The sequence below is a fragment of the Acinetobacter sp. ME22 genome (genome assembly GCF_022012315.1).
GTDB lineage: Bacteria > Pseudomonadota > Gammaproteobacteria > Pseudomonadales > Moraxellaceae > Acinetobacter > Acinetobacter brisouii_A.
Window position 1 is genome coordinate 373,492 of record NZ_JAKLTL010000003.1, and the last position, 25,607, is coordinate 399,098.

A 25,607-nucleotide genomic window follows, 5' to 3' on the forward strand; every position below is an offset into this window, starting at 1 on the left:
TCTATTTTTTTATTTCAGAAGACCACAATTTTCAATAAAAATCGGATAAATCAAACTGCTTAAATCCAGTTGATGTTCTCGCACCAACTGGCGAATGACAGGGTTTTGTCTCAAGCGTCTAGGTCTTTGCATAACGAGTTCCCAAAGGTCGATCTTTAAAATTGGCGAGAATAAAAATGCCGATGGCGATCAGCACACCACCCAACAGTTCTTGGCTGCTCGGCTGAATGTCATACAGCACAAAGGAAATCAGCCCCGAAAAAAATGGACATAAAAACAGATAGCCACTGGTATGTACTGAGCCGCCCAGTTTTAGTGCCAAAAACCATAACCCGATAGCGCCTGTTGAGGCAGGAATCACCAACCACAACAACACCCACCAGTCCTGTGCAGTCACAGGCAAGGTCAGTGGCACATGTCGACACAACGCCACAAGCGCAATCATCAAGCTGCCGATCAGCATTTGATAAAAGGTCACCAGCCAATGAGAAATGTGCAGATTAAATTTCTTACTGAGAATAGTCGACAGCGCCCAACAGGTCGATGCTAGCATCACCAGAACTTCGCCTTTACCGAGTTGTAGATGCTGAAAATTCAATCCCAGACAAATCACCACCCCGACAAACGCAAGCAATAATCCGAATAAACCCAGTGCCGAGGTTTTCTCCCGAAACAGTACAAAGACCAGAATCACCACCAGTACAGGGTTACTGGCCATGATGATGGCGGACATGGAGGCTGAGCTATAAACCAGTCCCAAATTCAGAAAGATCATCACACCTGCGGTTTGCAGTGCCCCAATCATGCTGAGCGCTTTCCACGGCAGATCTCGCAGGCGAATCTGTTGCCGATGCTGCAAATACAGTACCCACGGCAATAAGCTCAAGGCAGCGAGAAAAAAACGGATGCTGGCTAACCATAACGGTTGCATACTGTGTAGCAAGATTTTGCTACTGACGAAGGATGACCCTTGCAGCAGGGTCGATGCCAGAATAATGGCAAAATATTTGAAATCAACTTTGCTAGACATGCTCAAGACTCTGGTGATATTGAATATTCACAGCCAGTAAATGGTCGTGATCATGCACCTAAGCATAGTGATTTGAGCAATCTGGTGTTTTGTGAAACAGTCAGCTTCTATTGCAAAAGTGACATCTTGCTATACTGGGTTGGGGTCATGCCCGTAACCCGTTTAAACATGACCGAAAAAGCGGACTGGGTGGCATAACCCAAATGACTGGCGATATAACTTAAGGATTTCCCCTCCACCAGCAATTGTACTGCATGCATGACTTTGAGCTGTTCTTTCCACAAGCTAAAACCAATCCCCAACTCTTTTTTAAACAGACGCATTAAAGTACGTGGGGATGCACCGACCTGTTCACTCCATTTTTCCAGTGAGCGTTCATCTTGCGGATGTTGCAGCAAGTATTGGCAAAGCTGCTGAATCCTTGGGTCTTGTCCGATTGGCAAATTCAGTACAGGTTTTTGGCAATGTAAAATTTCTTCCAACGTCAGTTGTAACAGACGCTGTTCAAACGAATTGTCGACATAGTTCAGTGGAATACTGGCAGCCCGAATCAATAGCTCTTTGAGTAAGGGTGAAACGGCGATGCCTGTCACCTGCTGCGGCAGTGGTAACGACTGAGGTTCGACATGAATATAGAGCGTTTTTAAATGTACATCGGTTTTTGCCAACATCTGATGCTGACAATAGGCAGGAATCCATAGCCCTTTCAGGGGTGGCAACAGCCAGTAACGCCCTTGCAGATACAGTTCCATCACCCCGACATCGGCATAGACCAGTTGCGCACGGCTATGCACATGGGTGTCGACCACATGTCCTGCTGTAAAAAAGCGGGGAATCGATACAATCGCCTGCTCTGCAAAGTATTGTTCATTACTATGCAAATCGGCTTCGGATCGTGTTGTTAAGCGAGCATTTAAACTCATGCCACACCTTGTGATTTCAACTCTTGCAAAAACAGATCCAAAATAAAATTAGCACGCCGTCCCTTGCGTGTTGCAATACAAATTTTGGAAAAATAATACATTTCCTCAGGCAGCACTGCACGCATCATACCTCGTTCAACCCAGTGCTTGGCATAGTGTTCGGGCAAAAACCCAATAAACTTGCCTGTTAAAATCAGAAAGGCAATGCCTTCACGGTCACTGGCATTGGCTTTGGCATTTAAGGCTTGCTGCATCTCGATTGCATTTTGAGAGAGTCGATAATTCGGCACGACCGCATCCCAGTTTTTCAGTTGCTCAGCACTATTCACCTGCCCCACATGATGAAACAAAGCATGCCCATGACTACAGTACAAATAACTGGCTTCTTCGTATAAATCGTTATATTCCAGACCTGAAAGCGGGCTGATCATCGGCAACGCCCCGACATGTAACTGTCCGTCCATCAACCCTTTTTCAATCTCAATCGGAGTACTCATGCTCAGATGAATTTGGATATTTGGCCCTTTTTGATACAGGCGCGATAAGGCATGGGTAATCTGCATTTGTGGCAAAGTTACAAGATTATTGATGATGCCAATTTTCAGCTCACCTTTGATTTCATGATGCAAACGATTGACATGCTGGCGAAAATCTTCAATCGAGGTCAGCAAGGCTTCGCTATAACTCAAGATATGTTTACCTTCATCGGTCAAGGCAAAACCTGAACGCCCACGCTGACACAAACGCATCCCCAAACGGTTTTCCAAGGTACTCATGTGCAAGCTAATCGCTGAACGGGTAATGCCCAAAGCACTTTCAGCCGCAGAGAAACTGCCACTTTCTGCGACTGCCCGAAAAACCTTTAACAATTTGATGTCGGAGTCCGTGACTTGATTCAGGATTTTGCTTTTCATTTAGGTGAGTATTTTTGAATCTAAACGTGAGTTAGCTTAAATTTATCTCATCTATTTACTCAATGTAAGCTGTATTTCTCACGAATTTTCAAGGAAGCTCACATGTCCGACGCTCACCACACTCAAGCTCAATATTCCGACGCGCACTGGATGCCATTCAGTGCCAACCGTAATTTCAAACAAGACCCGCGTTTTGTGGTGGCAGCCGAAGGTAATTACCTGATTGATGATCAAGGTCGTCGTATTTATGACTCATTGTCAGGTTTATGGACATGTGGTGCTGGGCATACCCGCAGCCAAATTCAGGATGCCGTTGCAAAACAGCTCGGCACACTGGACTATGCGCCTGCATTCCAGTTTGCGCATCCGCTATCATTCCAACTGGCTGAGCAAATTACTGCATTAACCCCAGATCCACTCAACCATGTATTTTTTACAGGTTCAGGTTCGGAGTCTGCCGATACGGCGGTCAAAATGGCCAAAGCCTACTGGCGCATTAAAGGTCAGCCAGCCAAAACCAAATTTATTGGTCGTGCCAAAGGCTATCACGGGGTGAACATTGCAGGCACAAGCTTGGGCGGCATTGGTGGTAACCGTAAAATGTTCGGACAGTTCATGGATGTCGACCATTTGCCACACACCTTGCAAACTGACTTGCCATTTACCCAAGGCATGGCAGAAACAGGTGGCGTGGCGCTTGCCAATGAAATGCTGAAACTGATTGAACTGCATGATGCATCGAATATTGCAGCGGTGATTGTTGAACCTGTATCGGGTTCAGCAGGTGCAATTATTCCTCCACAAGGTTATTTACAACGTCTGCGTGAAATCTGTGATCAACACAATATCCTATTGATTTTTGATGAAGTGATTACAGGTTTTGGTCGTATGGGCAAATGGACTGCTGCAGAATACTTTGGCGTTACCCCAGACATTCTGAACTTTGCTAAACAAGTCACCAACGGCGCTGTACCTTTGGGTGGTGTCATTGCTTCAGATGAAATTTTCAACACCTTCATGCAACAAGGCACACCTGAGCATTTTGTGGAATTTGCCCATGGTTATACCTATTCGGGTCATCCAGTCGCATGTGCCGCAGGTTTGGCAACGTTGGAACTGTTAAAACAAGAGCAACTGATTGAGCAATCGGCTGCGCTAGCACCACATTTCCAAAGCGTGATTCATGACCTGAAAACTGCAAAACACGTGGTTGATATCCGTAACTGCGGTTTAATTGGCGCGATCCAGTTGGCAGCGCGTGATGGCGACCCAAGCATTCGTCCATTTGAAGTGGGTACTGCGCTGTGGAAAGCGGGTTTCTATGTACGTTTCGGCGGTGACTGCTTACAGTTTGGGCCAATGTTCAACAGCAAACCTGAAGACTTAAGCCGTTTATTTGCAGCAATTGGCGATCATTTACAGAAAATTGACTAAAGCCTTTCGCCTTTGAACTAGCGTGATGAATCCACTTGCGATTATGCTGTGAGGACATCACGCTTTTTTCTGTCTAGGCGAATAATAATGATTGATAAAAATATCCCGCTCACCGATTTACACCGCCACCTCGATGGCAACATCCGCCCACAAACCATTTTAGAACTCGGGCAACAATTTCAAATTCAACTGCCTGCCAATACTTTGCCCGAACTGCTGCCGCATGTTCAGGTCATGGACAATCAGCCCGACCTGCTTAGTTTCTTAAGCAAACTGGACTGGGGCGTGAAAGTCTTGGGTGATTTGGAAGCCTGCCGCCGTGTGGCTTGGGAAAATATGCAGGATGCAGCGCAGCAAGGTTTGGACTATGTCGAACTGCGTTTCTCACCATTTTATATGGCGATGACCCATCAGCTCCCACTGGCGGGCGTGGTCGAAGCCGTGATTGATGGTGTTCGGCAAGGCAGCCGCGACTTTGACCTTCCTACCAAGCTGATTGGCATTATGAGTCGTACTTTTGGTCAGGTACGTTGCCAGCAAGAACTGGATGCCTTACTGACGCATCGTGACCAGATTACTGCACTGGATTTGGCGGGTGATGAACTGGGATTTCCAGGGGAACTGTTTATCGAACACTTCAAACAAGCTCGTGATGCAGGCTGGCAGATCAGCGTGCATGCAGGTGAAGCTGCGGGTGCAAGTAGTATCTGGCAGGCGATTCAAACCCTCGGTGCAACCCGTATTGGGCATGGCGTGAAAGCCGTGGAGGATGTGAAGTTACTGGATTATTTGGCTGAGCATCAGATCGGAATTGAGTCTTGCATTACCTCAAATCTGCAAACCAGTACGGTTGCCGATATTCGTCAGCATCCACTGAAAACCTTTCTCGAACATGGCATTTTAGCCACTATTAACAGCGACGACCCTGCGGTTGAAGGAATTGATATTCAACATGAATATTTACAGGCTGCGCCACAAGTAGGCTTGTCCGAAGCACAAATCCGACAAGCACAGCAAAATGGTTTAAGCATCGCTTTTTTATCGGCACAAGAAAAACAACAACTTCAACATAAAGTAGCACAGCGCAATGCTGCAATCACTACAAATTAAGTCACGCACTCGGCTGACTCAAAATTTATTCAGCCGAGTGCTTTTTTATTTTTGACCAAGACAATCATCATCGCCCCATTCACTCATTTTTACCCTCAGACCATTTAATTCACAGTACATTGCTGTCGAATATACGGCAGCACATAGTGCTCAGTTAGCGGCGCTAAAGCCAAGTGAATTGGTTCAAAGACATTGACCCATTGAATTTCTGCTAGCTCAGCAGACACTTGAGCTTTACCTAGCAATTCAACATGAAATAAATGAGCAAACAGACGATGATTGGCTTCATTCGCTGCAACGGTTTCCACTGTACCCAAATCTTTGATAATTCGTGCAGCTACACCAATTTCTTCCTGAATTTCACGCAGTAAGCCCTGCTCAGCCGATTCGTTGGCTTCAAGCTTCCCACCAACCTGCATAAAAAATTCGGTTTGACGTTTACGTGCTAAAAGCGCCTGTCCTTGAGCGTTAAAAATAATCGCGGCGGCAACAGTAATGATGGGCTGTAGAGATGAAGACATAAGACCTAAACGAGATAGATGACGAGAAAAGATAAGTGTAATTCATTCTATTCCCCTTGTGGACAGACCAATTACCCAAGCGTGAATACTACTTGGGCAAATGCATAAATCAAAGTAAAAGTCGAGTTCCCCCATTTCTACTCATGTACTTATTCTTACTCCAATGATTCTTCCACTTCCTGTATTTTTTCGCGCATCATACTCAATAATTTTAAATCTTCCTCCGAAACCACCACATGCTTTACAGGCAATTTTCCTGTATCTGCGACATATTGTAAGACCGATTTAAATAACTCAGATGGTGTAATTCCCAACTCTTTTAATACACTATATGACTTCTTTTTTAATGCATCATCAACACGGAAGTTTACATTCGACATTCATTTTTCTCCTAGTATTTCTTTCAATCATATTTAGAAAGTTCGATAAGATTACACTTCACTGAGCATTGAATAACATTAAATGTCGATTAAATTATCAATTTTTTTATAATAAACCACATAAAAACCAATATTAATTTATACTTGCTTTACACATTAATATACAAGTGCAAAACAAAATGCTTTACATTTATCAATATTTTATAAAGATTATTTTTAACTATTTTTTTATTTTAAAAAAATACATATTATTCAAAATATTACATCAAATATTTATTAAAAAAATCAAAAAAATCATATGCTATTGCATCAAAAAAATCTGATGCTTATAATAAAAATAGAGCATAAATGAGATTTTTTATTTTTAAGATTATTGCAAATTAAATTGAAAAATATGGTTGTTTATATATGATTTTACAAAAATATAAAATTGTTTTTGGTGGTTCTATGGGTTCAGGTAAATCATCTGCAATTCAGAGCCTATCGGATATTCCTGTGATTTCTACAGAAGCAATTAACACTGATCTTAAATCTCATCAGAAAGCTTTAACCACTGTAGGTATTGATTATGGTGAAGTGATTTTAGAAGATGAATCTACCATTGGTTTATATGGAACGCCTGGACAAGAACGCTTTAATTTTATGTGGCCTATTTTATGTCGTGGCGCAATCGGTAGTATAATTTTAATTGATCACTCAAAGCCTGATCGTTTAAAAGACTTAGAATTTTATATTCAAAACTTTAAAAACTATACTAATAATTTAGTCATTGGAATTAGTCATACAGATTTATATCAAGAGCAATTACTTAAAATTTATCGTGATTATATGCAACTTCATCATTGTTACTACCCTATTTTTATTGTAGATGCTCGTGAAAAAACAGATATTCTCATGCTTGTTGAAACACTGATTGCGAATATTGAAATAGAATTAATTGCATAAGGTTGTCACACTATGAATTTCAATCAATCGACTATTTCTTCTGATTTTATTGATTTTTCTCAAAAAGAAATTTCTAATTTGTTAAACCGAGTCAATCATATTCAGTTTTGTATGCTCTGCACAACAGATGGTCTAGAAATTGCTACAGCCAGTAAAACTAACTGGAATAACATGAGTAAAATTGCAGCAGTCAGTAGTTCAATTATGGCACTAATTTCTGCCTTTATTACTGAAATGCATTTAGATGAATGTCAAACGATTATGCTCGATACTGCAAATGGAAAAGCACTATTAACTACAATTACACATCAACAATTTCCAAGTGTTCTTGTTGTTCTCACTCAGAAACAAGTATTACTGGGTGAAATGTTCTATGAATTGAAAAATACATGTGAGCACTTCCTCTCCTTTAGATCAGTGGCTGCCTGATGAAGAAGGTATTATATGAATAAAGTTCTACATGCAAGTATGGTCGGTCTCAACAATGATGCATCTATTGCACTCAAACAAGCCATTGAAAACAGTTTACCCAATGGCATTGAGTTAAAGTGGAATAGTGCTATTCAAGCTCATATTGATATTTTATTTATTAACCATTATTTCTTAGATACAAATACAATTCAAAACTATTTATTAGAACACCCAACAACACAATACTTATGTATTGAATATAATGCTGCATATTCGGGTAAAATGGTCAGCAACAAACTATTTTATCCTTTTGAAAAGTCCTATGATCTTCAACACTGGTTTAGTCTAAATTTTACACAAATAGTATTACCAACCATAGTAGCCGATAAATCAAAATTTTTGACTAAAAATATTCAAGAGATGTTTATTGCAAGAAATGGTTTTTTACGTATTTGTCATAATCATGACGATATTGCAATTATTGATACTCGTACTGAGCGTGTCTATATTAATCCTAATACAACTGATATTAACTTTTTTACACATGCTTGGTTACAGACATATGCAAAAAATTCATTAGTGAATATGATCCAAGATCAATTTAAAATTGAAGATCTGAAAATTTGGCTATGGAATCATTTATATCCTTATTATCAATATATTTCTATTGATCATATTTCTGCTCAATCATGCTATCGTTTATTGCAGTGGCCTCAAATTCAAAATAATGAGCAACAAAAAATAATGCTTAAAATTTCTGCGTTATTTTCACGTGGTGCTGAGGTGAATTATGTTGCAAATTATCTAAATTGCTCATTACAACAAATTCAGGCTTTTATTGTTTTAACGCAGTTATTAGGTATGAGTGAAGAAATATCATCTCAATCTGCACATTTTTCTGCCAAACATCAAATTATATCTTCGAAATCTACAGGGGTATTTCAAGGTTTTATTCGTAAATTACGCAATAAACTTGGGATTTAAAGCAAAGAGCATTTTGCTCATTTTTATGTATATTGGGAGTACGCCATGGCGCGTTTACAACTTGATCCTTTAGCAAGTATTGATGGCTTTTTTGCAGCGGCATTGGTCGATAGCGAAAGTGGTTTAGCCTTAGCAACACTTGGAAATGGTTTAGATTTAGAATTGGCGGCAGCAGGGAATACCGAAGTATTTCGTGCCAAACGTAAAATCGCTAAAGCACTCAATCTAAATGATACGATTGAAGATATGTTGATTACTTTGGGACGCCAATACCATTTAATTCGTCCTTTAGAAAAAAATCCAAATCTGTTCTTATATTTGGTACTTGAACGTAGTAAATCAAACTTGGCAATGGCACGTCATGAATTGCGTAGCTTTGAAAAAGAGCTTGATTTCTCATAAGGGGTTCAATGCATATTGCTCGCTGGGGGGTGGGCAATATGCATTGTCTTAAATTTAGCAATCCCAGCTTAACGCTGATCTTGTGAAACTCGTGTATAACGATCCACCACCACACTCACCATCATATCGCCCTGCACATTGACCACCGTTCTGACGGTATCCAAAATACGGTCTATGGGGAGCAAAATCGCAATCGCTTCGGCAGGCAGTCCCACCGACTGTAACACCATAATCATAGTCACCATGCCCGCACTTGGAATACCAGGCGCACCCAAAGATGCGATCATCGCGGTTAGACAGACAATAATCTGTTGCCCTAAATGCAAGTCCAAACCCATTAAATTGGCAACAAACAAGGCAGCAGCCGCTTCATACAACGCTGTACCATCCATATTCAGATGCGAACCAAGCGGAATGACAAAACCTGCGATTTGTGGACGTACCCCTAAATTTTCCTGCGCGCATTTCATACTCAGTGGCATGGTTGCAGAACTGGAACTGGTCGCAAAGGCGGTCACTAAGGCTAAACGTGTGCCCTTAAAAAATTTCCACGGTGACATTTTGCCAAAAATCCACAACAGCAAAGGTAAAACCACAATTCCATGAAATAAAGTCGTTCCTGTCACCACTGCGGCAAACTCTGCCAAACGACTGAGAACCGATAAATCTTCTTTAGCAATTAGTTTGGCAAGCAGCGCTAAAATTCCAATGGGTGCAAGTTTCATGACCCAAGTCACCAACAGCATAACCAACTCAAAGAATTCCTGACTAAGACGGCGAATACCCGAAAAGCGCTCTCCGCCATAAACCAGTGCCAGACCAATCAGCATTGAGAAAATCACCACAGACAGCACATTGCCATCACTAAAGGCTTTAAATGGATTGATCAGGGTATTTTGCACAAAGTTCATCAGGAATGATGAGGCATCTAAATTTTGTGCTGCGGGTTGATGTTGCTGCATGGCACTTTGGAACATCGCAACATCTAGACCTTTACCCACTTCAAAAAGATGTGCACCCAACAGCCCTAAAAATAATGACAGGCTCATGGTGGTTAGGCTACACAACAAAGTAACTTTCCAAACCTTACCCAATTGATGACCCGATTCCAAACTGGCAACCCCAATCACAATCGAGGAAAAAACCAAAGGCACCAGTAACATTTTTAAAAAACCAATAAAAATGCCACTTACAATACTCAGTACATACAGGCTGTCATTAAAAAAAGAGGTATTCGGATAAAGTCGCAGCAATAAGCCGTAGGCAATGCCAATCAGTGCTGCAATAAAGATTTTGGTATTTAAGCTCATCTGATCTCGATTTGTTGTTTTATGCAGTTTGCATACTATGGCATGGCAAACCAACTGAATCGAGCGCTATTTTGAATATACAAATTCAGTTAATGGCAAAAGGCTAAGACCTGCATTTGTCTTAGCCCAATCCGTTTTATTGCGCTTCAATTTCGCGTAAACGCATTAAGCCTTCTTGCACGGTGCTACACACCAACTCGCCATTTTGCCACATATAGCCATAGTTTAAACCACGTGAACCTGCACTTACGGTTGCTTCCATGTCATACAACATCCAGTCATCAGCACGCAGCGGCTTATGGAAATAAATCGCATGGTCAATGCTGGCACATTGCAAACTTGGTGATAAATAGTTCAGACCATGCGGGCGTAATGCCGTGGTCATGAGCGTAAAGTCCGAATAAAACGCCACAATCGATTGATGCAAGGCAATACTGTCCTGCTCTGCCTGAATCTGCTCATGCGTTCTAACATAGTGCGCATAATAAGGCGGCTCAGGTTGCGGGCGAAACGGATTTTGAATTTCAGCTACAGGACGCAGTTCAACATGTCGGTCACGCATAAAACTGGTGCGGACATTTTCAGGCACAAATTCGAGTAAACCTTCTTTGATCTGTTTTTCATTTTTGAGGTTTTCAGGAGCTGGGACATCTGGAGCATGACGCTGATAATTTAGCCCTTCTTCTGCTGCTGCAAAAGATACCATCGCTGTGAAAATCGTTCGCCCATGTTGAATCGCACGCACTTGACGGCTCACAAAACTTTTGCCATCTCGCAGACGATCGACTTCATAAATGATGGGTGCTGAAATATCCCCCCCAAATAAAAAGTAAGCATGTAAGGAGTGTGCAGGACGATCTGTAGTATACGATGCTGCACGCAGTGCTTGCCCTAAGACTTGCCCACCAAAAACACGCTTGCCCACTAAATTGCGGCTTTGTCCACGGTAAATATTTTCTTCCAGTTTTTCCAAACTGAGCAAGTCGATTAATTCTTGGGTGAGTGTCATCATCAATTACCTAATCTAAACGGTTTTCAAGACCATAAAACAGAAGCTTTATTGTGCCACAACATCTGATCTGGACAAAAAACCCGATGTGATTTCAAGGTTTTTTATGCCAAATGGATCAGCTAAAAACCTGTAAGATCTGATTTTTCTGATTTCAATGACTTGAAACTACGTTTTTTCAACGCAATTTGTGCGCAAAGCCCCACATTTTGGTTAAAATTGGCAAAAGCTTGGGTCTGTCATCTCTCACCTAGCTTTATCCTGTTTGTTTTTATCACTTTGCCATTGTGTTGAAGTAGGAGTTTTTATGTCCAAGAATAGTTTTGGTCAAATGTACCGTAGACTATCAAGCAAAATTCTTGACCTTGTGGTGACTCCACACGTTCTTGGCGATGTTCCACCTACTTCTGCACCCAGCACAGAAAACAGCGAAGTGGCACATCCATCACAAAAAATGATTTGTTATGTACTGCAAAATTATTCACGCAGTAATGCCTTGGTGGTCGATGGTGAAACTCGCCGTCTTAAATTGCCACCAGCATTGGAGCCTTTACAGCTCGGCAATCGCAGTGAAAAAAGTTCGGTGTTTTTTTTACAACAACCCGACCATAACTATTTATTGAATGCCAGTGCACCAACCTTACCCCCGCGTCTATTACGTTTAATCGAAATTTTACAGCAACAACCCGAACTTGACATTCAGCTTGTGCCTGTCACCATCTTGTGGGGACGTTCGCCAGACAAAGAAGATTCTTTATTTAAACTGTTGTTTACGGACACTTGGGCAACCCCAAGCACACTCAAACAGCTCATTAATATCGGGATGCATGGTCGTCAGTCATTTATTGAATTCCATCCTGAGCAGTCGTTACGTGAGTTAGTGAATTTTGCCAAAGAGCAACATCCAAACTTATCGCCTGCCACCTATATTATTAATCAGCTCAATCAATATCTGGATCGTCAGCGTGAAGCCGTCTTAGGCCCCGATTTATCGGATCGCCGTAACGTGATGCAGTCTTTGGTGAAAGCACCCGATGTGCAAGAAGCCATTCGCCGTGAAAGTATCCGTAGCAAAATCAGCCTGTTTGAAGCTGAACGCCGCGCAGTTGGCTATGTCAATGAAATCGTATCAGACTATTCTTACTCGACTGTACGCTTTGCCGATATGGCACTGACCCGCTTATGGACACAACTGTATGACGGCGTTGAAGTACATAACTTCAATACGGTTCGTGAATTGGCGAAAGACTACGAAGTGGTGTATACCCCATGTCACCGCAGTCATATCGACTATCTATTGTTGTCTTATATTATTCACCGTCGTGGTTTAATGGTGCCGTATATTGCTGCGGGCGATAACCTGAATTTGCCATTTGTCGGGCAAATGCTACGCGGTGGCGGTGCGTTCTTTATTCGCCGTTCATTCCGTGGAAATGGTTTATATACAACAGTTTTTAAAGAATATTTATACAGCATCGTGTCACGTAACACGCCATTAGAATACTTCATTGAGGGTGGTCGTTCGCGTACAGGACGCTTGCTCCCACCGAAAACAGGCATGCTTGCTATGACTGTACATAGTCATTTGCGTAGCGCCAACAACAAGCCGATTGTGTTTATTCCAACCTATATTGGTTATGAACGTCTGATGGAAGGTTCAACCTATATTGGTGAAATGCAAGGCAATCCAAAAGAAGCCGAGTCATTGTTTGGCATTGCCAAAACTTTGCGTAAAATCGAGCGTATTTTTGGCAAAGTACACGTCAACTTTGGCGAGCCTGTTTTCCTCAATGACCTGCTTAAAGCGCACCATGCTGACAACATTCGCATTGAAAAGAATGATGATCCAATTCCTTCAGTGGTTTCCGATGCAGTGACCAGCTCAGCACATGCCATCTTGGAAAAAATTAATAATGCAGTAGTCATCAACCCTGTTTCATTATTGTCACTGATCTTGTTGGCTACGGATAAACACACACTCGATGAAGAACTGTTTATTAAACAGCTCGATACCTATCGCAATTTAGCCACTTTCCTGCCATATGATACCCGTAGTGAAGTGACGGCGCTTTCAGGCAAGGAAATGATCAGCTATGGCTTGAAGCTTAAACTGCTAAAACGTGTACAACATGCACTTGGCGACATTATCACGGTTGAGGACAACCAAGCGGTATTGCTCACTTACTTCCGTAATAACATTTTACATGCGTTTGTTTTGCCATCTTTGATCGCATCTTTGGTTGAGTTAAATGGCAAAATTAGCCGTGAAGACTTGGGCAATGTGATTTGTACCCTGTACCCATTCTTAAAAGCAGAATTGTTTATGAAATGGGGTGTGTCTGAGTTGAATCAGCCGATTCAAGCCTATACCGATGCCATGATTCAAGCAGGTCTGATTTCAAGCGACAATCAAGGTGACTTACATAGCCCAACGCCAAATTCAGAAGCACATAATCAGCTCGTGCTGATGATGGCACCTGTCAAACAAAGTCTGGAACGCTATTACATCACGTTGGCGCTCATTACTCAGCGTGGTTCTGGCAATATTTCAGCCAAACAGGTGGAAGACTTGAGCCATTTACTCGGTCAGCGTTTGTCTGTGTTGTATGAATTTAATTCACCAGAATTCTTTGATAAAGCCTTGTTCCAAAGCTTCCTGAAAGTCTTAACACAGCAAAACTACATTAAGACCAACGAACATGGCTTCTTGGAATATGACGAAAACTTTAGCCGTGTTGCTCAATATGCCAACTTAGTTCTAGACGACACCACGCGTCAAATGCTGCGTCATATCACCACTTTTAGCGATGATGAGTTACAACAAGCCTTGGCAGCAATGGCAGAACACAATGCCAAACGCCGTTCAAAACGTAAGAAAAAATAAGTGATCTAAATATAAAAAACCGCATCTTTGAATGCGGTTTTTTATTTCATATCTTAAATCGACCACTTTAATCTGACTGCTGCGCCAATAACGCTACATAATCCTGAAAACAATCGGTATGCTGCAACTGGAAACCACTTTGCTGTAAATGCGTCGCATACAGACGTTTTCCCGAAACCTGTTCAGGATGTGCCACCGTTAACTGTGGTAAAGCCAATTGCTGCTGAAACCACTCAAGCACTTCATGCAGCAAGGTCGGCTGAGCATTGCTCACAATATAACTAGGCTGATGTTGTGGTAACGCTGTTAAATACGCCAGAAAACCTGCCAGATCATCGACATGAATACGGTTACTCCAGTGCGTATTGGGATAAATACTGGTGTTTTTTGCTAGCTTGCACATTCTCGCGACACTGTCGCCATAAATCCCGCTTGGACGAATGATGATACTTTGTTCAGGATAAGCCTGCTGCCAAAGTCGCTCCATTTCCCACAGCAAATGCCCCTGCTCGTCTATCGGTTGCACGGGGTGATCATCATCAATCTTCTGTCCTGCATTTTCGCCATACACCCGTGTTGACGACACGACGACGACCTTTTTCACAGGATGTGAAGCCAATGCCGCCACAATCGGGGCAACCGAATCCACATAAGTCTGCTGATAACCTTCGACACTGCTCTGATCTGGACTGAGCAAAACATAGACCCAATCAATCGGTGCAAGTTGGCTTAAATCCAAAGCATGAATATCTTGCGTATAATGCTGGGCGAAGCGATCTGTTTTCGGGCTGCGACTAATTGTGCTAATCTGGTGTCCTTGTGCAAATAGCTGTTTTGCAACACGTTGAGATGTTTTACCATAACCAATAAATACAATATGCATGACATGACCTAAGCTGGAGGGACATGGCTTTAATTCATCAATTACAAGGCGTGGGTCAAGCAACTGCCGCGCTCTTAGAAAAACTGAATCTTTTCACCACCGATGATTTGCTATTTCACTTACCACGTGACTATGAAGATCGTAGCAGCATTATTGCTATGAACCAACTGCAAGTTGGGCGCAGTTATTTGCTCGAAGGTATGGTGCAATCGGTCGATTTTCCTGCGGGAAAACGTAAATCGATGGCGGTGGCGCTGCAAGATGATTTTGGCAAAGTCACCTTGCGTTTTTACCATATCTATAAAAACCTGACCAATACCTTACAGGTCGGACATCGGGTGCGCGTGTTTGGGGAAATTCGTGTCGGTGCACGCGGCTTAGAGTTATATCACCCTGAAATTCAGGCAATTCATGCCCATACGCCCTTACCCAAAACCCAGCTGACCGCGATTTACCCCAGTACCGAGGGCTTAACCCAAGCCAAACTGCGTGAATATGTCAAGCAAGCCTTACAGCAACACAGTGATGACTTGCCTGAACTGATACCAAGCCAGTTTTGTAATGGCTATGCCCTTAAAGATGCACTGTTTTATATTCACGAGCCACCGCTCAGTGCCAACATGCTACAACTGGCACAAGGTTCACATCCTGCACAGCAACGCCTGATTTTTGAAGAACTGGTGGCGCATCAACTCAGTTTACTCACCCGTCGTGCCTATATTCAGCAAATCCAAGCTCCTGTTTTGTCCAGTAGCAAAGTGCTCGCCAAACAGCTTTTGGCTGGACTCCCCTTTAAAATGACCAACGCACAAAAACGGGTGTCCAAAGAAATCGCAGATGACCTGAAGCAGAACAAACCCATGCTGCGCTTAGTTCAGGGTGATGTCGGCGCAGGAAAAACTTTGGTTGCAGGCATTGCAGCCTGTCATGCCCTAGAAGCCGACTGGCAAGTCGCCCTGATGGCACCGACCGAGATTTTGGCAGAGCAGCATTATCTGAACTTTAAACGCTGGTTTGAGCCTTTGGGTTTAAGCGTGGCATGGCTCTCAGGCAAACAAAAAGGTAAAGCGCGTGCCGCAGCCGAGAACCTAATTGCAACAGGCGCAGCACAACTGGTGATTGGCACACATGCCTTGTTTCAGGAAAATGTGAAATTCGCCAAACTCGGTTTAGTCATCATTGATGAACAGCACCGCTTCGGGGTCGATCAACGCTTGGCACTACGCAATAAAGGTGATGCCCAATACACACCGCATCAACTGGTGATGACCGCCACCCCGATCCCTCGTACCCTCGCCATGAGTGCCTATGGGGATTTGGATACCTCAATTATTGACGAACTTCCCCCTGGACGTACACCCATTCAAACCGTTGCCATTCCGATTGACCGCCGTGAAGAAGTGCTGCAACGCATTGCCAATAACTGTACCGAAGGCAAGCAAGCCTACTGGGTCTGCACACTGGTCGAACAATCCGAAACCCTTGACGCTCAAGCCGCTGAAGCCACTTATCAGGAAATTCAACAGCGTTTCCCTGAGCTAAAAATCGGTCTAGTCCACGGTAAAATGAAAGCCGAAGACAAGCAACGTGTCATGCAGCAATTTAAAGACAATCAACTACAACTATTGATCGCCACTACGGTAATCGAGGTCGGAGTCGATGTTCCCAATGCCAGCCTGATGATTATTGAAAATGCTGAACGGCTCGGTTTATCTCAGTTACACCAGTTACGTGGGCGAGTTGGACGTGGCGCTCTCGCCAGTTTTTGCGTGTTGCTGTATAAAACCCCACTATCGCAAAATGGACATGAGCGCCTATCGATTTTAAGAGAAAGTAATGATGGCTTTGTGATTGCCGAAAAAGATTTGGAACTGCGTGGTCCTGGTGAGCTGCTCGGCACTAAACAAACGGGGGATTTGGGTTTTCGGGTGGCTAAACTGGAACGTGACGATCACTTGCTAAATCAAGCGCATTATGTGGCACAGCAAATCATGCAAAAGCATCCGCAACTGGTTGAACCGCTACTCAAACGATGGCTTCCCGAGGCACCTCGCTATGCTTATGTCTAGATTTTCGCAACTGCTACAGCCCTTACTGAGTTGTAGCCTATGCCAAAGTGATCGGGCAACCCAAGCGTCTGTGTGTCAGGATTGCTGGCAGCAATTGCCGTGGCTCAAGCAAACCATTTACCGTCAGGAAATTCCGATTCAGGTGGCGGCTTATTATCAATATCCTCTGGATCGAATGATTCAACAGTTTAAATATGAGCAGCAACTGCATTATTTGCCGCTATTTTCTCACATGCTGAACCAGTTAAAATTTCCAAAAGTTCAAGCGATTGTGCCGATGCCGATCTCACAGCAACGCCTAATTGAGCGAGGTTATAACCAAGCTCTGCTGTTGGCAGAACATTTAGCCAAACAACTCAATGTCCCGATTTGGCAGCCGATCCTTCGGCAAGAGCAACAGCATCAAAAGGGTCTGAATCGACTAGAACGCCTCAGTAATATTGAACAGCAATTTGTGGTGCAAGCGCCAAGTAAAGTGCGTTATCGACGCGTGCTGATTGTGGATGATGTGGTCACAACAGGCAGCTCCATTCAGGCGCTTTCACTCAAATTACAACAGCTTGGTTGTCAGCAGATTTATGCTGCCTGTTTAGCAAGTCCGAAAGCTTAAGGTGTAATATCGCTTGCACCCCATTTTGGCTGTGGTGGCTGATACTGTTCAAATTGCTCCAATAAAGTTTCAATCTGATCAGATACAAGCAGCGTATCGGCAAAACGAGAATGCGTAAATCCTTGACGTACAGTCATATCAATCATGCTGAGCAAGGCATCATAAAAACCTGAAACATTTAAAAAAGCACACGGTTTTAAATGAATGCCCAATTGTGCCCATGTCCACTGTTCAAAAATTTCTTCTAAAGTCCCCGCACCACCCGGTAGAGCAATAAAACCATCTGCCAGCTCAGACATTTTGGTTTTACGTTCATGCATATTTTTCACAACATATAATTCTGTCAAATTCGGATGTGCCAATTCACGGTTAACCAAAGCTTCAGGAATCACGCCTATCACTTTTCCTCCTGCCTGCAATGCACTATCGGCAACCACACCCATCAGACCTGAACGTCCACCACCATAAACCAAGGTCTTACCCTGTCGTGCGATTTTCTCACCCACCTGTTGCGCAGTATGCACAAAAATCGTGTCATTTCCTGCTTTAGAACCACAGAAGATTGCAATTGAATTCATAAAATTGGCCTGTTATTGATCTGTCATGTATTAAAAATAAACTAAAGCAACTTTTTTTGAGCAAAATAACAAAGTGATCAGTGTTTTTCCCTAAGTCCTTGTCTAAAATACACCCACCATTTCACCCCCAGTCCAACCCAAGGGAGAATGACGCCTATGCTTGAAGCTTTTTACGCCACAGAGCGTGGTAGTCTCGAAGATGCGACCATTAATGGTGGATTCGACTTACACCCAGAATTAGTGTGGATTGATCTGATTGCGCCTTCACAAGAGGAGCAACAATGGGTTACTGATGCCTATGAGCAAAATCTACCAACACTGAAATCACTAGAAGACATTTCATCCTCTGCCCGATTCTATCGCGATGACGATGGCGTTTTACATATCAGCACCTATTTTTTAACGAAAAATAAAAACTATCAGGTCGATAATGAAAATGACGAGTCAGCCAATATGCTGGCAACGGTACAAACGGTTGCATTCATTTTAAATAAAGAGCGCTTACTGACCCTGCGCGGTGAAAAACTGGTGGCGTTTCGTGCCTTTCGGGCACGTGCCCGTCGTAATGACTATGATGTCGAGTATAAAGATCCAATCTGGATTTTATTGGGTTTATTTGAAGCCAAACTTGATGAGCTTGCCGACATTTTGGAAGATATTCATAAAGATTTGGAAAAATACTCAACCGAAGTACTCAATAACCATCATCGAGAACAAGTGCTTGATTTAGATGACATGATTACGCGCTTGGCTCAGCAAGAAGATATGCTCGGAAAAGCACAATTGTGTCTGATTGATTTACGCCGTATTTTGACCTTTCTATCGCGCCCACGCGCCCTAGGGAGTCATATTTATGATGGTGAAATTCGAGAAATGAGTGAAGATGTCCGTTCCTTGGTTGAACATAATGCCTTTTTATTTCAAAAAGTCCGCTTCTTACTCGACACCACCTCTGGATTTATTAACGCCGAACAAAACGATACCATTCGTCGATTCTCGATTTTACCGAGTATGCTCACTCCCCCAATGCTCGTGACCAGCTTATATGGAATGAACACCACAGTGCTGCCTTTTGCACATGGCAGTTTTAGCTTTACTGCGGTCTCAATTATTATTGTTGGTTCATTTATTGGGCCAATTTTATTCTTCCGCTGGAAAAAATGGATATAAAAAAAGCATCCCTATGGATGCTTTCTTTATGCTGCAATTAACTCAAAAAGATCAGGTCATCTTGCAAATGGCAGGCTTCAATAATTTTCAGCATTTTAGCGGGAACAGCCTGAAAGTGCAGACCTTTTTGCTCAGGTGTCTGACGTAACCACTGTACCAAAACAGCAAGTGCCAAGGTATTACCATGTTGCAACTCTGCCAAATTCACCACAAGTGGTAAAGGCTGCTGTCGAATCAATGCCAAACCTTGTTGGTAAACTTGCTCTGCATTTTGAAAATTAATCGTTCCTGATAAGCACAATTGCTGATCTTTAAGTTCAATCACAGTACACCTATGTTATTTCTTCACTGCATTGTCAGCATCAGGTTTAAAGGTTGCAATCGCTTTATCGATATTGCCACCATTACGTTTTACTGTCGCAGCAAACTGATTACGGAATTGTAGACCTAAGTCAATCCCTGCCACATTAATGTTGCGGATTTTCCATTGGCTGTTGTTATCCGTCAACTGGAAAGAAACAGGGGTTTTCTGACCTTGGTTAATAAAGTCAATGGTTACTACAGGGAAAGCACCGCCTGTTGGTTTGTAAGGACGAAGGCTATAGCTTTGGTTACTATATTTTGCCAAAGCTGAGCCATAATTCTGAATAAGGCTTTGACGCAAGTTATGCTCAAATGCTGCACGTTGCTGTGGGGTACTGCTTTGCGGTGTCGCATATGTACCCATCACAATACGAGTAAATGATTGAGCATCAACATACGGTTCAAGGTTCTGTTTTACAATGGCATTCACTGCCGCAGGATTACCTTGTAATTTCGCATGGTCTGCTTTTAAACGACCAATTAAATTATCAGCAATACGTTTAACAAATGCAGGCGGTGCTTCAGCAGGCGCTGCAAAGGCTGTACCGACAATCATGCTTGATAAAATGCTTGCTGTAAGGGTTTGTTTAATTAAAGTATTCAACGTCTTACTCCTCTAAATTCTATTATTCAGCAAAAGATGTTTGTGGATCGGCAGTTTTACTTGGCTCAGAAGCTGCTTTTTCTTTACTGTCAGCAGTATCTGATGATTTACCTGACATGCCTGTCACAAATTTGCTGATCAGATCTTCAAGATCCATCGTACCTTGTGTATTACCAATCACACCATCACGTTTGATATAGTTCAAACCACCGCCTGGAACAATTTTGAGATATTTCTCGCCGAGTAGACCATTGGTTGCCACCATAATATAAGCATCTTCATCAATATTGGTGATGGACTTCATGTTACCCAATAGTTGTTGTTCCATTGCTTTTTGTTTGGTAGGGTTAGCTTGTTGATAGTCATCACTATAACGCAACTCTTCAAGCGCATTTTTTTCAACGGTTTGCAATTGCGCTGCATTAAAGGTGGTTTTATCTGCTTCTAGATCAAAAGTGACTTTAGCAAGACGTGTCACTGGATCAAGCTCAATCCGCTCAACTCGTCCAATCGTGACACCACTCATCGTCACTTTTGCACGGGTTTTCAAACCATTCACGTTGTCAAAAGTTGCAGACATTTCATAGCTATTACCCAAGCTACCTGTAGATAAACCACTGACTTTCATTGCCAAGAAGAATAATGCTAAGCCGAACAGAATAACAAATACACCTACGGCCAGCTCACTTGAACGGGACTTCATTACACTCCTCCAAACATGACCGCAGTCAACACAAAGTCACAACCTAAAATACATAAAGATGAGTACACCACAGTACGCGTGGTCGCAGTCGAAATACCTTCCGATGTCGGGGCACAGAAATAACCTTGATAGACAGCAATCCATGTACAAATCACAGCAAAGACCACACTTTTGATGATGCCATTAACAATATCATGTTGAAATTGCACAGAACTTTGCATACCACTCCAAAAGGAACCTTCATCTACACCTAAAAAATCGACTCCAACCATCTTGCCACCAAAGATCCCGATGGCAGAAAAAATAACGGTCAACATCGGTAGACTCACGATACCTGCCCAAAGACGTGGTGAAACAATACGTTTCAGTGGATCAACCCCGATCATCTCCATGCTAGATAGCTGCTCAGTGGCTTTCATGAGACCAATTTCAGCTGTCAATGCAGAACCTGCTCGACCTGCAAAAAGCAGAGCCGCAACAACAGGAGATAATTCACGAAGTAAGGTCAAAGCCACCATTGTGCCCAACATCGACTCACTGCCGACATTGACCAAAATATTGTAGCCTTGTAAGCCAAGAACCAAACCAATGAATAGACCTGAAACGGAAATAATCAGTAAAGACATGACCCCGACACGGTACATTTGATATATAAACAAACGTATGCCAAGTAACGTTGGCATCGATATGATGATCTGCAATAGCATCAATGTCGCAACACCAATGCCATGTATACGTTCAATCACGCGCCGACCCAATAAGGCTATAGCATTCATGAACCCACCTCTTGGCTTAAATATGCCTGATGACTAAACTGAAAATCGACAGGACCTTCAGCCTGTCCATTAAGAAACTGTTGTACAAAAGCAGAAGGATGCTGGCGTAACTCATCTGGCGTACCTTCACCCTGAATTTTGCCTTCAGCAACAATATAGATATAGTCTGCAATCGACATGGTTTCATCCACATCGTGCGACACAATAATTGTCGTTAAATCCAATGCTTCACGCAGCGAACGAATCAAACGCGTCAACACCCCCATGACAATTGGGTCTTGTCCAGCAAATGGTTCGTCATACATGATGAGTTCAGGGTCTAATGCAATTGCACGTGCCAAAGCAACACGACGATTCATCCCACCCGAAAGTTCAGATGGCATTAATTTTTCTGTACCACGCAGACCCACAGACTCAAGCTTCAGTGCAACTAGCTCTGCAATTAAATGTTCTGCTAATCGGGTATGTGCACGAATAGGAAAAGCCACATTCTCATACACGGTCATATCTGTGAACAACGCACCACTTTGAAACAGCATTCCCATACGGGCACGTGCTGCAAATAACTCTTGGCGTGACATGTTCGCTAGATCTTTACCATCAAGCAGTACATGCCCTTGATCTGGAGTTAATTGTCCACCAATCAGACGGAGTAAGGTGGTTTTACCTGTGCCCGAAGGACCCATAATGGCAGTAATTTGCCCACGGCGAATGCAAAGACTCACATTGTCATAAATGACACGCTCGCCTCGCTTAAAGCTCAGATTCTTGATCTCAATCAATGACTGCGCAGGCATAGCTAATGTATTTTTCATAATAGACCAAATTCCTGCTCGGTTTTCGCAGCAAGTGAACTCTTCCTAGAATAGAAGATTTTACAAATTTACCTATAGATTTTACGTGACGTAGCTTACCATTTTCAGGACGAAAAAAGTTGAAGATTTTATCAACGAAATATATGAAACTTGTACAAAACGCATATCTTTGTGGTGTTTATGTAGATTTTAAAAAAACATAAATACATGATAAAAAATAGTTTTATAAGAAATAAAGCAAGATCACTTCAGTTTTTTTGAATTTAAAATATTTATATCTATAGATAAAAAAAGCCAGTTAAAAAACTGGCTTTTTACAGTAAAGTTTAACGAGAATTAGTCGTTAAATTTACGGCGACGGTCACCATCTTCACGACGTGGACGGTCTGAATTGAACTCGCGGCGTGGACGGTCTTCACCACCAAAAGAACGTTTTGGACGATCATCGAAAGAACGTTGTGGACGATCACCAAAGCCACCTTCACGACGTGGGCGGTCTGAGTTGAACTCACGACGTGGACGGTCTGAATTGAACTCACGACGTGGACGATCAGCACCTTCACGAGCTGGTTTATAATCTACACGATTACCACGGTTGTCATCGTTAGAACGCGGTTTATCACCAAAGCTACGTTGCGGACGATCACCGAAATCACGTTTTGGACGATCACCAAAGCCACCTTCACGACGTGGGCGATCTGAATTAAACTCGCGACGTGGACGATCTTCACCACCAAATGCTGGACGCTCGCCACGTGGTTTATCATCAAAGCTACGGCGTGGACGGTCAGCGTTAAACTCGCGACGTGGACGGTCTTCACCACCAAATGCAGGGCGTTCACCACGTGGTTTGTCATCGAAGCTACGACGTGGACGATCTTCACTACGACCACCTTCACGACGTTTGAAGTTGCTTTCGCCTTCAAAACGACGACCACCACCAAAACCACCGCGACCACCGTCACGACGACCATTACCACCGCGACCACCACCATCACGACGACCAGTACGTGCAGGAGGTGGAGATGGCTCTAGACCTTCAATTTCAGATACGTCTAAACGCGCTTCCAAATAGTCTTCCAACGCACGGATTTTACCGCGTTCACGGTAAGTCGCTAATGTGATTGCTTGACCTGTACGACCCGCACGACCTGTACGACCAATACGGTGTACATAATCTTCGTGTTTCATTGGCAAGCCAAAGTTAATCACGTGAGAAATGGTTGGGACGTCTAGACCACGTGCTGCAACGTCAGTTGCAACCAAGATTTTTGCACGACCTTCACGGATGCTACGTAAACGACGGTTACGCACGGTTTGTGGCATCGCACCGTGTAATGCAACAACAGAATGACCTGCTTCTGCTAGCTCTTCAGCCAACATGTCAGTATCTTCTTGAGTTGAAGCAAATACAACTGCTTGGTCTAAAGACTCATCTGCTAACCAGTGGCTAAGCAATTTTTTCTTGTGCTCGAAACCATCAGTCCAGTGTAAAGTCTGAGTAATGTCTGTATTGGTTGAATGACCAGTTTCGATCGCAATACGCTCAGGGTCATTCATCATACGTTCAGCAAGGCTGATAATACGATCTGCAAATGTTGCAGAGAACATCAATGTTTGTTCGCGGTTTGCAGCCAAATCGCTGATTGCTTCTAGATCTTCAGAGAAACCTAAGTCAAGCATACGGTCAGCTTCGTCAACAATTAACGCTTCAACTTTGTCGAGTTTAATTTGACGACGGTTCACAAGGTCAAGTAAACGACCTGGAGTCGCCACAACCACTTGTGCACCTTTAAGCTGTTGAATTTGTTTACCAAAAGGCATACCACCCATGATTGCAGCAATACGAACACCTTTCATGTGACGTACAAATGCAATTGCGTCTTGGCTCACTTGTTGTGCCAATTCACGTGTTGGACATAACACTAAAATACGTGGTTGTGTAATCGCACGCATACGTTCTTTAAATGGAACGAAAACATCATTTTCTGCAAGTTTATGCAAAGTTGGCAATAAAAATGCAGCAGTCTTACCAGAACCTGTTTGGCTTGAAACCAACAAGTCTTTACCTTCCAAAGCAGCAGGAACAGCTTGCTCTTGAACAGGTGTAGGGCTTGTGAAGCCTAAATCTTCTAACGCTTGTTGAAGAGATGCGTGTAAAGAAAAATCAGCAAAAGTTTTGCTCATAGAGAGATTCACCCTGATTTGGGTGCTCCAAATAATAAAGTCTATTGGACATCGGCAAAAAGCGGCACAGCAATAATCGCTGAAAATATAGAATCAGCGGCGATCCGAAAACGACGATGCGTATGTGACGCACACATGTTTATAGCCGCAACCTGAAAGAATCGCTTAAGCGATTGGGTGGGGCGCGAAGTATTGTCCTCTCATTGGACCGAACGCGCATACACAATAATAGAAGAGAAATGTTCAGGTAATGAACGGAATGAAGTGCGTTCGGCGATTATAGCAGAAAGTTTTAGAAAGTCACCCTTTTTCATTGGTTTTTATCTTTTTTAATAAAAGTATCTGAATTTACTTAGTTTTTATTCAAAATTTAATGTCTTAAACAACAATATTCTAAGCAGAAGAATATAGCTCAATGCACATTTAAATCACTTAAGCCCATCATAATTCAAAATAATTATCCAAATTTAGTCAATACTTTCTATCCAAAGTACATCACATTTTTATACACAACATGACAAATTAAAGCTTTGTAAAGCGCTTAAACTTCTGTGCATTCAAAAAATCAACAGATATTTCTACAATAACAACG

Annotated in this window: 26 protein-coding genes; 10 read left to right on the forward strand and 16 right to left on the reverse strand. The window is 42.7% G+C overall.

Going from position 1 to position 25,607, the window contains the following annotated elements:
• Nucleotides 1–9 precede the first annotated feature (9 nt).
• The 4 genes from LVY74_RS06700 to LVY74_RS06715 form a co-directional block, all read right to left on the reverse strand.
• Nucleotides 10–132 carry a hypothetical protein gene (locus tag LVY74_RS06700; RefSeq protein ID WP_237814425.1) on the reverse strand — a complete coding sequence of 41 codons (123 nt, stop codon included), beginning with the start codon at nt 130–132 and terminating at the stop codon, nt 10–12.
• On the reverse strand, nt 119–1,030 hold the full coding sequence (locus LVY74_RS06705) for a DMT family transporter (RefSeq protein WP_237814426.1): 912 nt from the start codon (nt 1,028–1,030) through the stop codon (nt 119–121). Before LVY74_RS06705 ends, LVY74_RS06700 begins: the two co-directional genes overlap by 14 nt.
• 107 nt (nt 1,031–1,137) lie before the next feature.
• On the reverse strand, nt 1,138–1,953 hold the full coding sequence (locus LVY74_RS06710) for an AraC family transcriptional regulator (protein ID WP_237814427.1): 816 nt from the start codon (nt 1,951–1,953) through the stop codon (nt 1,138–1,140).
• Nucleotides 1,950–2,867: a LysR family transcriptional regulator gene (locus tag LVY74_RS06715; RefSeq protein ID WP_237814428.1), complete on the reverse strand. Its 918-nt coding sequence runs from the start codon at nt 2,865–2,867 to the stop codon at nt 1,950–1,952. Before LVY74_RS06715 ends, LVY74_RS06710 begins: the two co-directional genes overlap by 4 nt.
• 102 nt (nt 2,868–2,969) lie before the next feature.
• On the opposite strand from LVY74_RS06715, the gene LVY74_RS06720 reads away from it, so the two are divergent.
• On the forward strand, nt 2,970–4,301 hold the full coding sequence (locus LVY74_RS06720) for an aspartate aminotransferase family protein (RefSeq protein WP_111893547.1): 1,332 nt from the start codon (nt 2,970–2,972) through the stop codon (nt 4,299–4,301).
• Nucleotides 4,302–4,388: 87 nt separating this feature from the next.
• Nucleotides 4,389–5,411 carry an adenosine deaminase gene (gene add / locus LVY74_RS06725; protein ID WP_237814429.1) on the forward strand — a complete coding sequence of 341 codons (1,023 nt, stop codon included), beginning with the start codon at nt 4,389–4,391 and terminating at the stop codon, nt 5,409–5,411.
• Between the two features lie 104 nt (nt 5,412–5,515).
• Here the strand turns inward: add and LVY74_RS06730 are convergent, their stop codons facing one another.
• Nucleotides 5,516–5,932, reverse strand: coding sequence for an NUDIX hydrolase (locus tag LVY74_RS06730; RefSeq protein ID WP_237814431.1), 417 nt, complete (start codon nt 5,930–5,932; stop codon nt 5,516–5,518).
• Nucleotides 5,933–6,087: 155 nt separating this feature from the next.
• On the reverse strand, nt 6,088–6,312 hold the full coding sequence (locus tag LVY74_RS06735; RefSeq protein WP_237814432.1) for a type II toxin-antitoxin system RelB/DinJ family antitoxin: 225 nt from the start codon (nt 6,310–6,312) through the stop codon (nt 6,088–6,090).
• Between the two features lie 408 nt (nt 6,313–6,720).
• Between LVY74_RS06735 and LVY74_RS06740 the strand changes: the two genes are divergently transcribed.
• Genes LVY74_RS06740 through LVY74_RS06755 form a run of 4 tightly spaced genes read left to right on the forward strand, consistent with a single transcriptional unit; the run spans nt 6,721 to nt 9,054 of the window.
• Entirely contained in the window at nt 6,721–7,257 is a 537-nt protein-coding gene (locus LVY74_RS06740; protein ID WP_237814433.1) for a GTP-binding protein, read from the forward strand.
• Between the two features lie 12 nt (nt 7,258–7,269).
• Nucleotides 7,270–7,686 (forward strand): roadblock/LC7 domain-containing protein, encoded by a 417-nt coding sequence (locus tag LVY74_RS06745; protein ID WP_237814435.1) that lies wholly within the window; start codon nt 7,270–7,272, stop codon nt 7,684–7,686.
• A gap of 15 nt (nt 7,687–7,701) precedes the next feature.
• Nucleotides 7,702–8,652 (forward strand): hypothetical protein, encoded by a 951-nt coding sequence (locus LVY74_RS06750; protein ID WP_237814436.1) that lies wholly within the window; start codon nt 7,702–7,704, stop codon nt 8,650–8,652.
• Between the two features lie 45 nt (nt 8,653–8,697).
• The gene (locus LVY74_RS06755) at nt 8,698–9,054 is read left to right on the forward strand and encodes a roadblock/LC7 domain-containing protein (protein WP_237814437.1); all 357 of its coding nucleotides are present in this window, start codon (nt 8,698–8,700) and stop codon (nt 9,052–9,054) included.
• A 68-nt stretch (nt 9,055–9,122) separates the two neighbouring features.
• Here LVY74_RS06755 and LVY74_RS06760 read toward each other — a convergent pair whose 3' ends face one another.
• Together LVY74_RS06760 and LVY74_RS06765 are read right to left on the reverse strand one after the other, a co-directional pair.
• Nucleotides 9,123–10,364, reverse strand: a complete 1,242-nt coding sequence (locus tag LVY74_RS06760) for a dicarboxylate/amino acid:cation symporter (protein WP_237814439.1) — start codon at nt 10,362–10,364, stop codon at nt 9,123–9,125.
• A 136-nt stretch (nt 10,365–10,500) separates the two neighbouring features.
• Nucleotides 10,501–11,376, reverse strand: coding sequence for an acyl-CoA thioesterase (locus tag LVY74_RS06765; protein ID WP_151777204.1), 876 nt, complete (start codon nt 11,374–11,376; stop codon nt 10,501–10,503).
• A gap of 304 nt (nt 11,377–11,680) precedes the next feature.
• Here LVY74_RS06765 and plsB point away from each other — a divergent pair, with 304 nt between their 5' ends.
• Nucleotides 11,681–14,257, forward strand: coding sequence for a glycerol-3-phosphate 1-O-acyltransferase PlsB (gene plsB, locus LVY74_RS06770; protein WP_237814440.1), 2,577 nt, complete (start codon nt 11,681–11,683; stop codon nt 14,255–14,257).
• A 67-nt stretch (nt 14,258–14,324) separates the two neighbouring features.
• Here plsB and LVY74_RS06775 read toward each other — a convergent pair whose 3' ends face one another.
• A complete protein-coding gene (locus LVY74_RS06775; protein ID WP_237814441.1) occupies nt 14,325–15,140 on the reverse strand; it encodes an NAD-dependent epimerase/dehydratase family protein in 816 nt (271 codons plus the stop codon).
• Nucleotides 15,141–15,163: 23 nt separating this feature from the next.
• Between LVY74_RS06775 and recG the strand changes: the two genes are divergently transcribed.
• Nucleotides 15,164–17,209, forward strand: coding sequence for an ATP-dependent DNA helicase RecG (gene recG / locus LVY74_RS06780; RefSeq protein ID WP_237814442.1), 2,046 nt, complete (start codon nt 15,164–15,166; stop codon nt 17,207–17,209).
• Complete coding sequence (locus LVY74_RS06785) at nt 17,196–17,819, forward strand: ComF family protein (protein WP_237814443.1); 624 nt, start codon at nt 17,196–17,198, stop codon at nt 17,817–17,819. Before recG ends, LVY74_RS06785 begins: the two co-directional genes overlap by 14 nt.
• Here the strand turns inward: LVY74_RS06785 and LVY74_RS06790 are convergent.
• On the reverse strand, nt 17,816–18,397 hold the full coding sequence (locus LVY74_RS06790) for a TIGR00730 family Rossman fold protein (RefSeq protein ID WP_237814444.1): 582 nt from the start codon (nt 18,395–18,397) through the stop codon (nt 17,816–17,818). The genes LVY74_RS06785 and LVY74_RS06790 overlap by 4 nt on opposite strands.
• A gap of 156 nt (nt 18,398–18,553) precedes the next feature.
• Between LVY74_RS06790 and LVY74_RS06795 the strand changes: the two genes are divergently transcribed.
• Nucleotides 18,554–19,567: a CorA family divalent cation transporter gene (locus tag LVY74_RS06795; RefSeq protein WP_237814445.1), complete on the forward strand. Its 1,014-nt coding sequence runs from the start codon at nt 18,554–18,556 to the stop codon at nt 19,565–19,567.
• Nucleotides 19,568–19,604: 37 nt separating this feature from the next.
• Here the strand turns inward: LVY74_RS06795 and LVY74_RS06800 are convergent, their stop codons facing one another.
• The 6 genes from LVY74_RS06800 to LVY74_RS06825 all read right to left on the reverse strand — a co-directional run bounded on the left by LVY74_RS06800 (nt 19,605) and on the right by LVY74_RS06825 (nt 25,015).
• Complete coding sequence (locus LVY74_RS06800; protein WP_151777198.1) at nt 19,605–19,892, reverse strand: STAS domain-containing protein; 288 nt, start codon at nt 19,890–19,892, stop codon at nt 19,605–19,607.
• 12 nt (nt 19,893–19,904) lie between these two features.
• The gene (locus tag LVY74_RS06805; protein ID WP_237814446.1) at nt 19,905–20,534 is read right to left on the reverse strand and encodes an MlaC/ttg2D family ABC transporter substrate-binding protein; all 630 of its coding nucleotides are present in this window, start codon (nt 20,532–20,534) and stop codon (nt 19,905–19,907) included.
• A 22-nt stretch (nt 20,535–20,556) separates the two neighbouring features.
• Nucleotides 20,557–21,237 carry an outer membrane lipid asymmetry maintenance protein MlaD gene (gene mlaD / locus LVY74_RS06810; RefSeq protein ID WP_237814447.1) on the reverse strand — a complete coding sequence of 227 codons (681 nt, stop codon included), beginning with the start codon at nt 21,235–21,237 and terminating at the stop codon, nt 20,557–20,559.
• Nucleotides 21,237–22,013 carry a lipid asymmetry maintenance ABC transporter permease subunit MlaE gene (gene mlaE, locus LVY74_RS06815; RefSeq protein WP_237814448.1) on the reverse strand — a complete coding sequence of 259 codons (777 nt, stop codon included), beginning with the start codon at nt 22,011–22,013 and terminating at the stop codon, nt 21,237–21,239. Before mlaE ends, mlaD begins: the two co-directional genes overlap by 1 nt.
• A complete protein-coding gene (locus LVY74_RS06820; RefSeq protein ID WP_237814449.1) occupies nt 22,010–22,828 on the reverse strand; it encodes an ABC transporter ATP-binding protein in 819 nt (272 codons plus the stop codon). The genes mlaE and LVY74_RS06820 overlap by 4 nt, the downstream gene beginning before the upstream one ends.
• A 336-nt stretch (nt 22,829–23,164) precedes the next feature.
• Nucleotides 23,165–25,015: a DEAD/DEAH box helicase gene (locus LVY74_RS06825; protein ID WP_237814450.1), complete on the reverse strand. Its 1,851-nt coding sequence runs from the start codon at nt 25,013–25,015 to the stop codon at nt 23,165–23,167.
• Nucleotides 25,016–25,607: the final 592 nt, after the last annotated feature.

Bases quoted from the DNA above. Each gene is read 5' to 3' on its own strand.
- LVY74_RS06700 (WP_237814425.1), bottom strand. From the start codon at position 132: ATGCAAAGACCTAGACGCTTGAGACAAAACCCTGTCATTCGCCAGTTG.
- LVY74_RS06705 (WP_237814426.1), bottom strand. From the start codon at position 1,030: ATGTCTAGCAAAGTTGATTTCAAATATTTTGCCATTATTCTGGCATCG.
- LVY74_RS06710 (WP_237814427.1), bottom strand. From the start codon at position 1,953: ATGAGTTTAAATGCTCGCTTAACAACACGATCCGAAGCCGATTTGCAT.
- LVY74_RS06715 (WP_237814428.1), bottom strand. From the start codon at position 2,867: ATGAAAAGCAAAATCCTGAATCAAGTCACGGACTCCGACATCAAATTG.
- LVY74_RS06720 (WP_111893547.1), top strand. From the start codon at position 2,970: ATGTCCGACGCTCACCACACTCAAGCTCAATATTCCGACGCGCACTGG.
- add (WP_237814429.1), top strand. From the start codon at position 4,389: ATGATTGATAAAAATATCCCGCTCACCGATTTACACCGCCACCTCGAT.
- LVY74_RS06730 (WP_237814431.1), bottom strand. From the start codon at position 5,932: ATGTCTTCATCTCTACAGCCCATCATTACTGTTGCCGCCGCGATTATT.
- LVY74_RS06735 (WP_237814432.1), bottom strand. From the start codon at position 6,312: ATGTCGAATGTAAACTTCCGTGTTGATGATGCATTAAAAAAGAAGTCA.
- LVY74_RS06740 (WP_237814433.1), top strand. From the start codon at position 6,721: ATGATTTTACAAAAATATAAAATTGTTTTTGGTGGTTCTATGGGTTCA.
- LVY74_RS06745 (WP_237814435.1), top strand. From the start codon at position 7,270: ATGAATTTCAATCAATCGACTATTTCTTCTGATTTTATTGATTTTTCT.
- LVY74_RS06750 (WP_237814436.1), top strand. From the start codon at position 7,702: ATGAATAAAGTTCTACATGCAAGTATGGTCGGTCTCAACAATGATGCA.
- LVY74_RS06755 (WP_237814437.1), top strand. From the start codon at position 8,698: ATGGCGCGTTTACAACTTGATCCTTTAGCAAGTATTGATGGCTTTTTT.
- LVY74_RS06760 (WP_237814439.1), bottom strand. From the start codon at position 10,364: ATGAGCTTAAATACCAAAATCTTTATTGCAGCACTGATTGGCATTGCC.
- LVY74_RS06765 (WP_151777204.1), bottom strand. From the start codon at position 11,376: ATGATGACACTCACCCAAGAATTAATCGACTTGCTCAGTTTGGAAAAA.
- plsB (WP_237814440.1), top strand. From the start codon at position 11,681: ATGTCCAAGAATAGTTTTGGTCAAATGTACCGTAGACTATCAAGCAAA.
- LVY74_RS06775 (WP_237814441.1), bottom strand. From the start codon at position 15,140: ATGCATATTGTATTTATTGGTTATGGTAAAACATCTCAACGTGTTGCA.
- recG (WP_237814442.1), top strand. From the start codon at position 15,164: ATGGCTTTAATTCATCAATTACAAGGCGTGGGTCAAGCAACTGCCGCG.
- LVY74_RS06785 (WP_237814443.1), top strand. From the start codon at position 17,196: ATGCTTATGTCTAGATTTTCGCAACTGCTACAGCCCTTACTGAGTTGT.
- LVY74_RS06790 (WP_237814444.1), bottom strand. From the start codon at position 18,397: ATGAATTCAATTGCAATCTTCTGTGGTTCTAAAGCAGGAAATGACACG.
- LVY74_RS06795 (WP_237814445.1), top strand. From the start codon at position 18,554: ATGCTTGAAGCTTTTTACGCCACAGAGCGTGGTAGTCTCGAAGATGCG.
- mlaD (WP_237814447.1), bottom strand. From the start codon at position 21,237: ATGAAGTCCCGTTCAAGTGAGCTGGCCGTAGGTGTATTTGTTATTCTG.
- mlaE (WP_237814448.1), bottom strand. From the start codon at position 22,013: ATGAATGCTATAGCCTTATTGGGTCGGCGCGTGATTGAACGTATACAT.
- LVY74_RS06820 (WP_237814449.1), bottom strand. From the start codon at position 22,828: ATGAAAAATACATTAGCTATGCCTGCGCAGTCATTGATTGAGATCAAG.
- LVY74_RS06825 (WP_237814450.1), bottom strand. From the start codon at position 25,015: ATGAGCAAAACTTTTGCTGATTTTTCTTTACACGCATCTCTTCAACAA.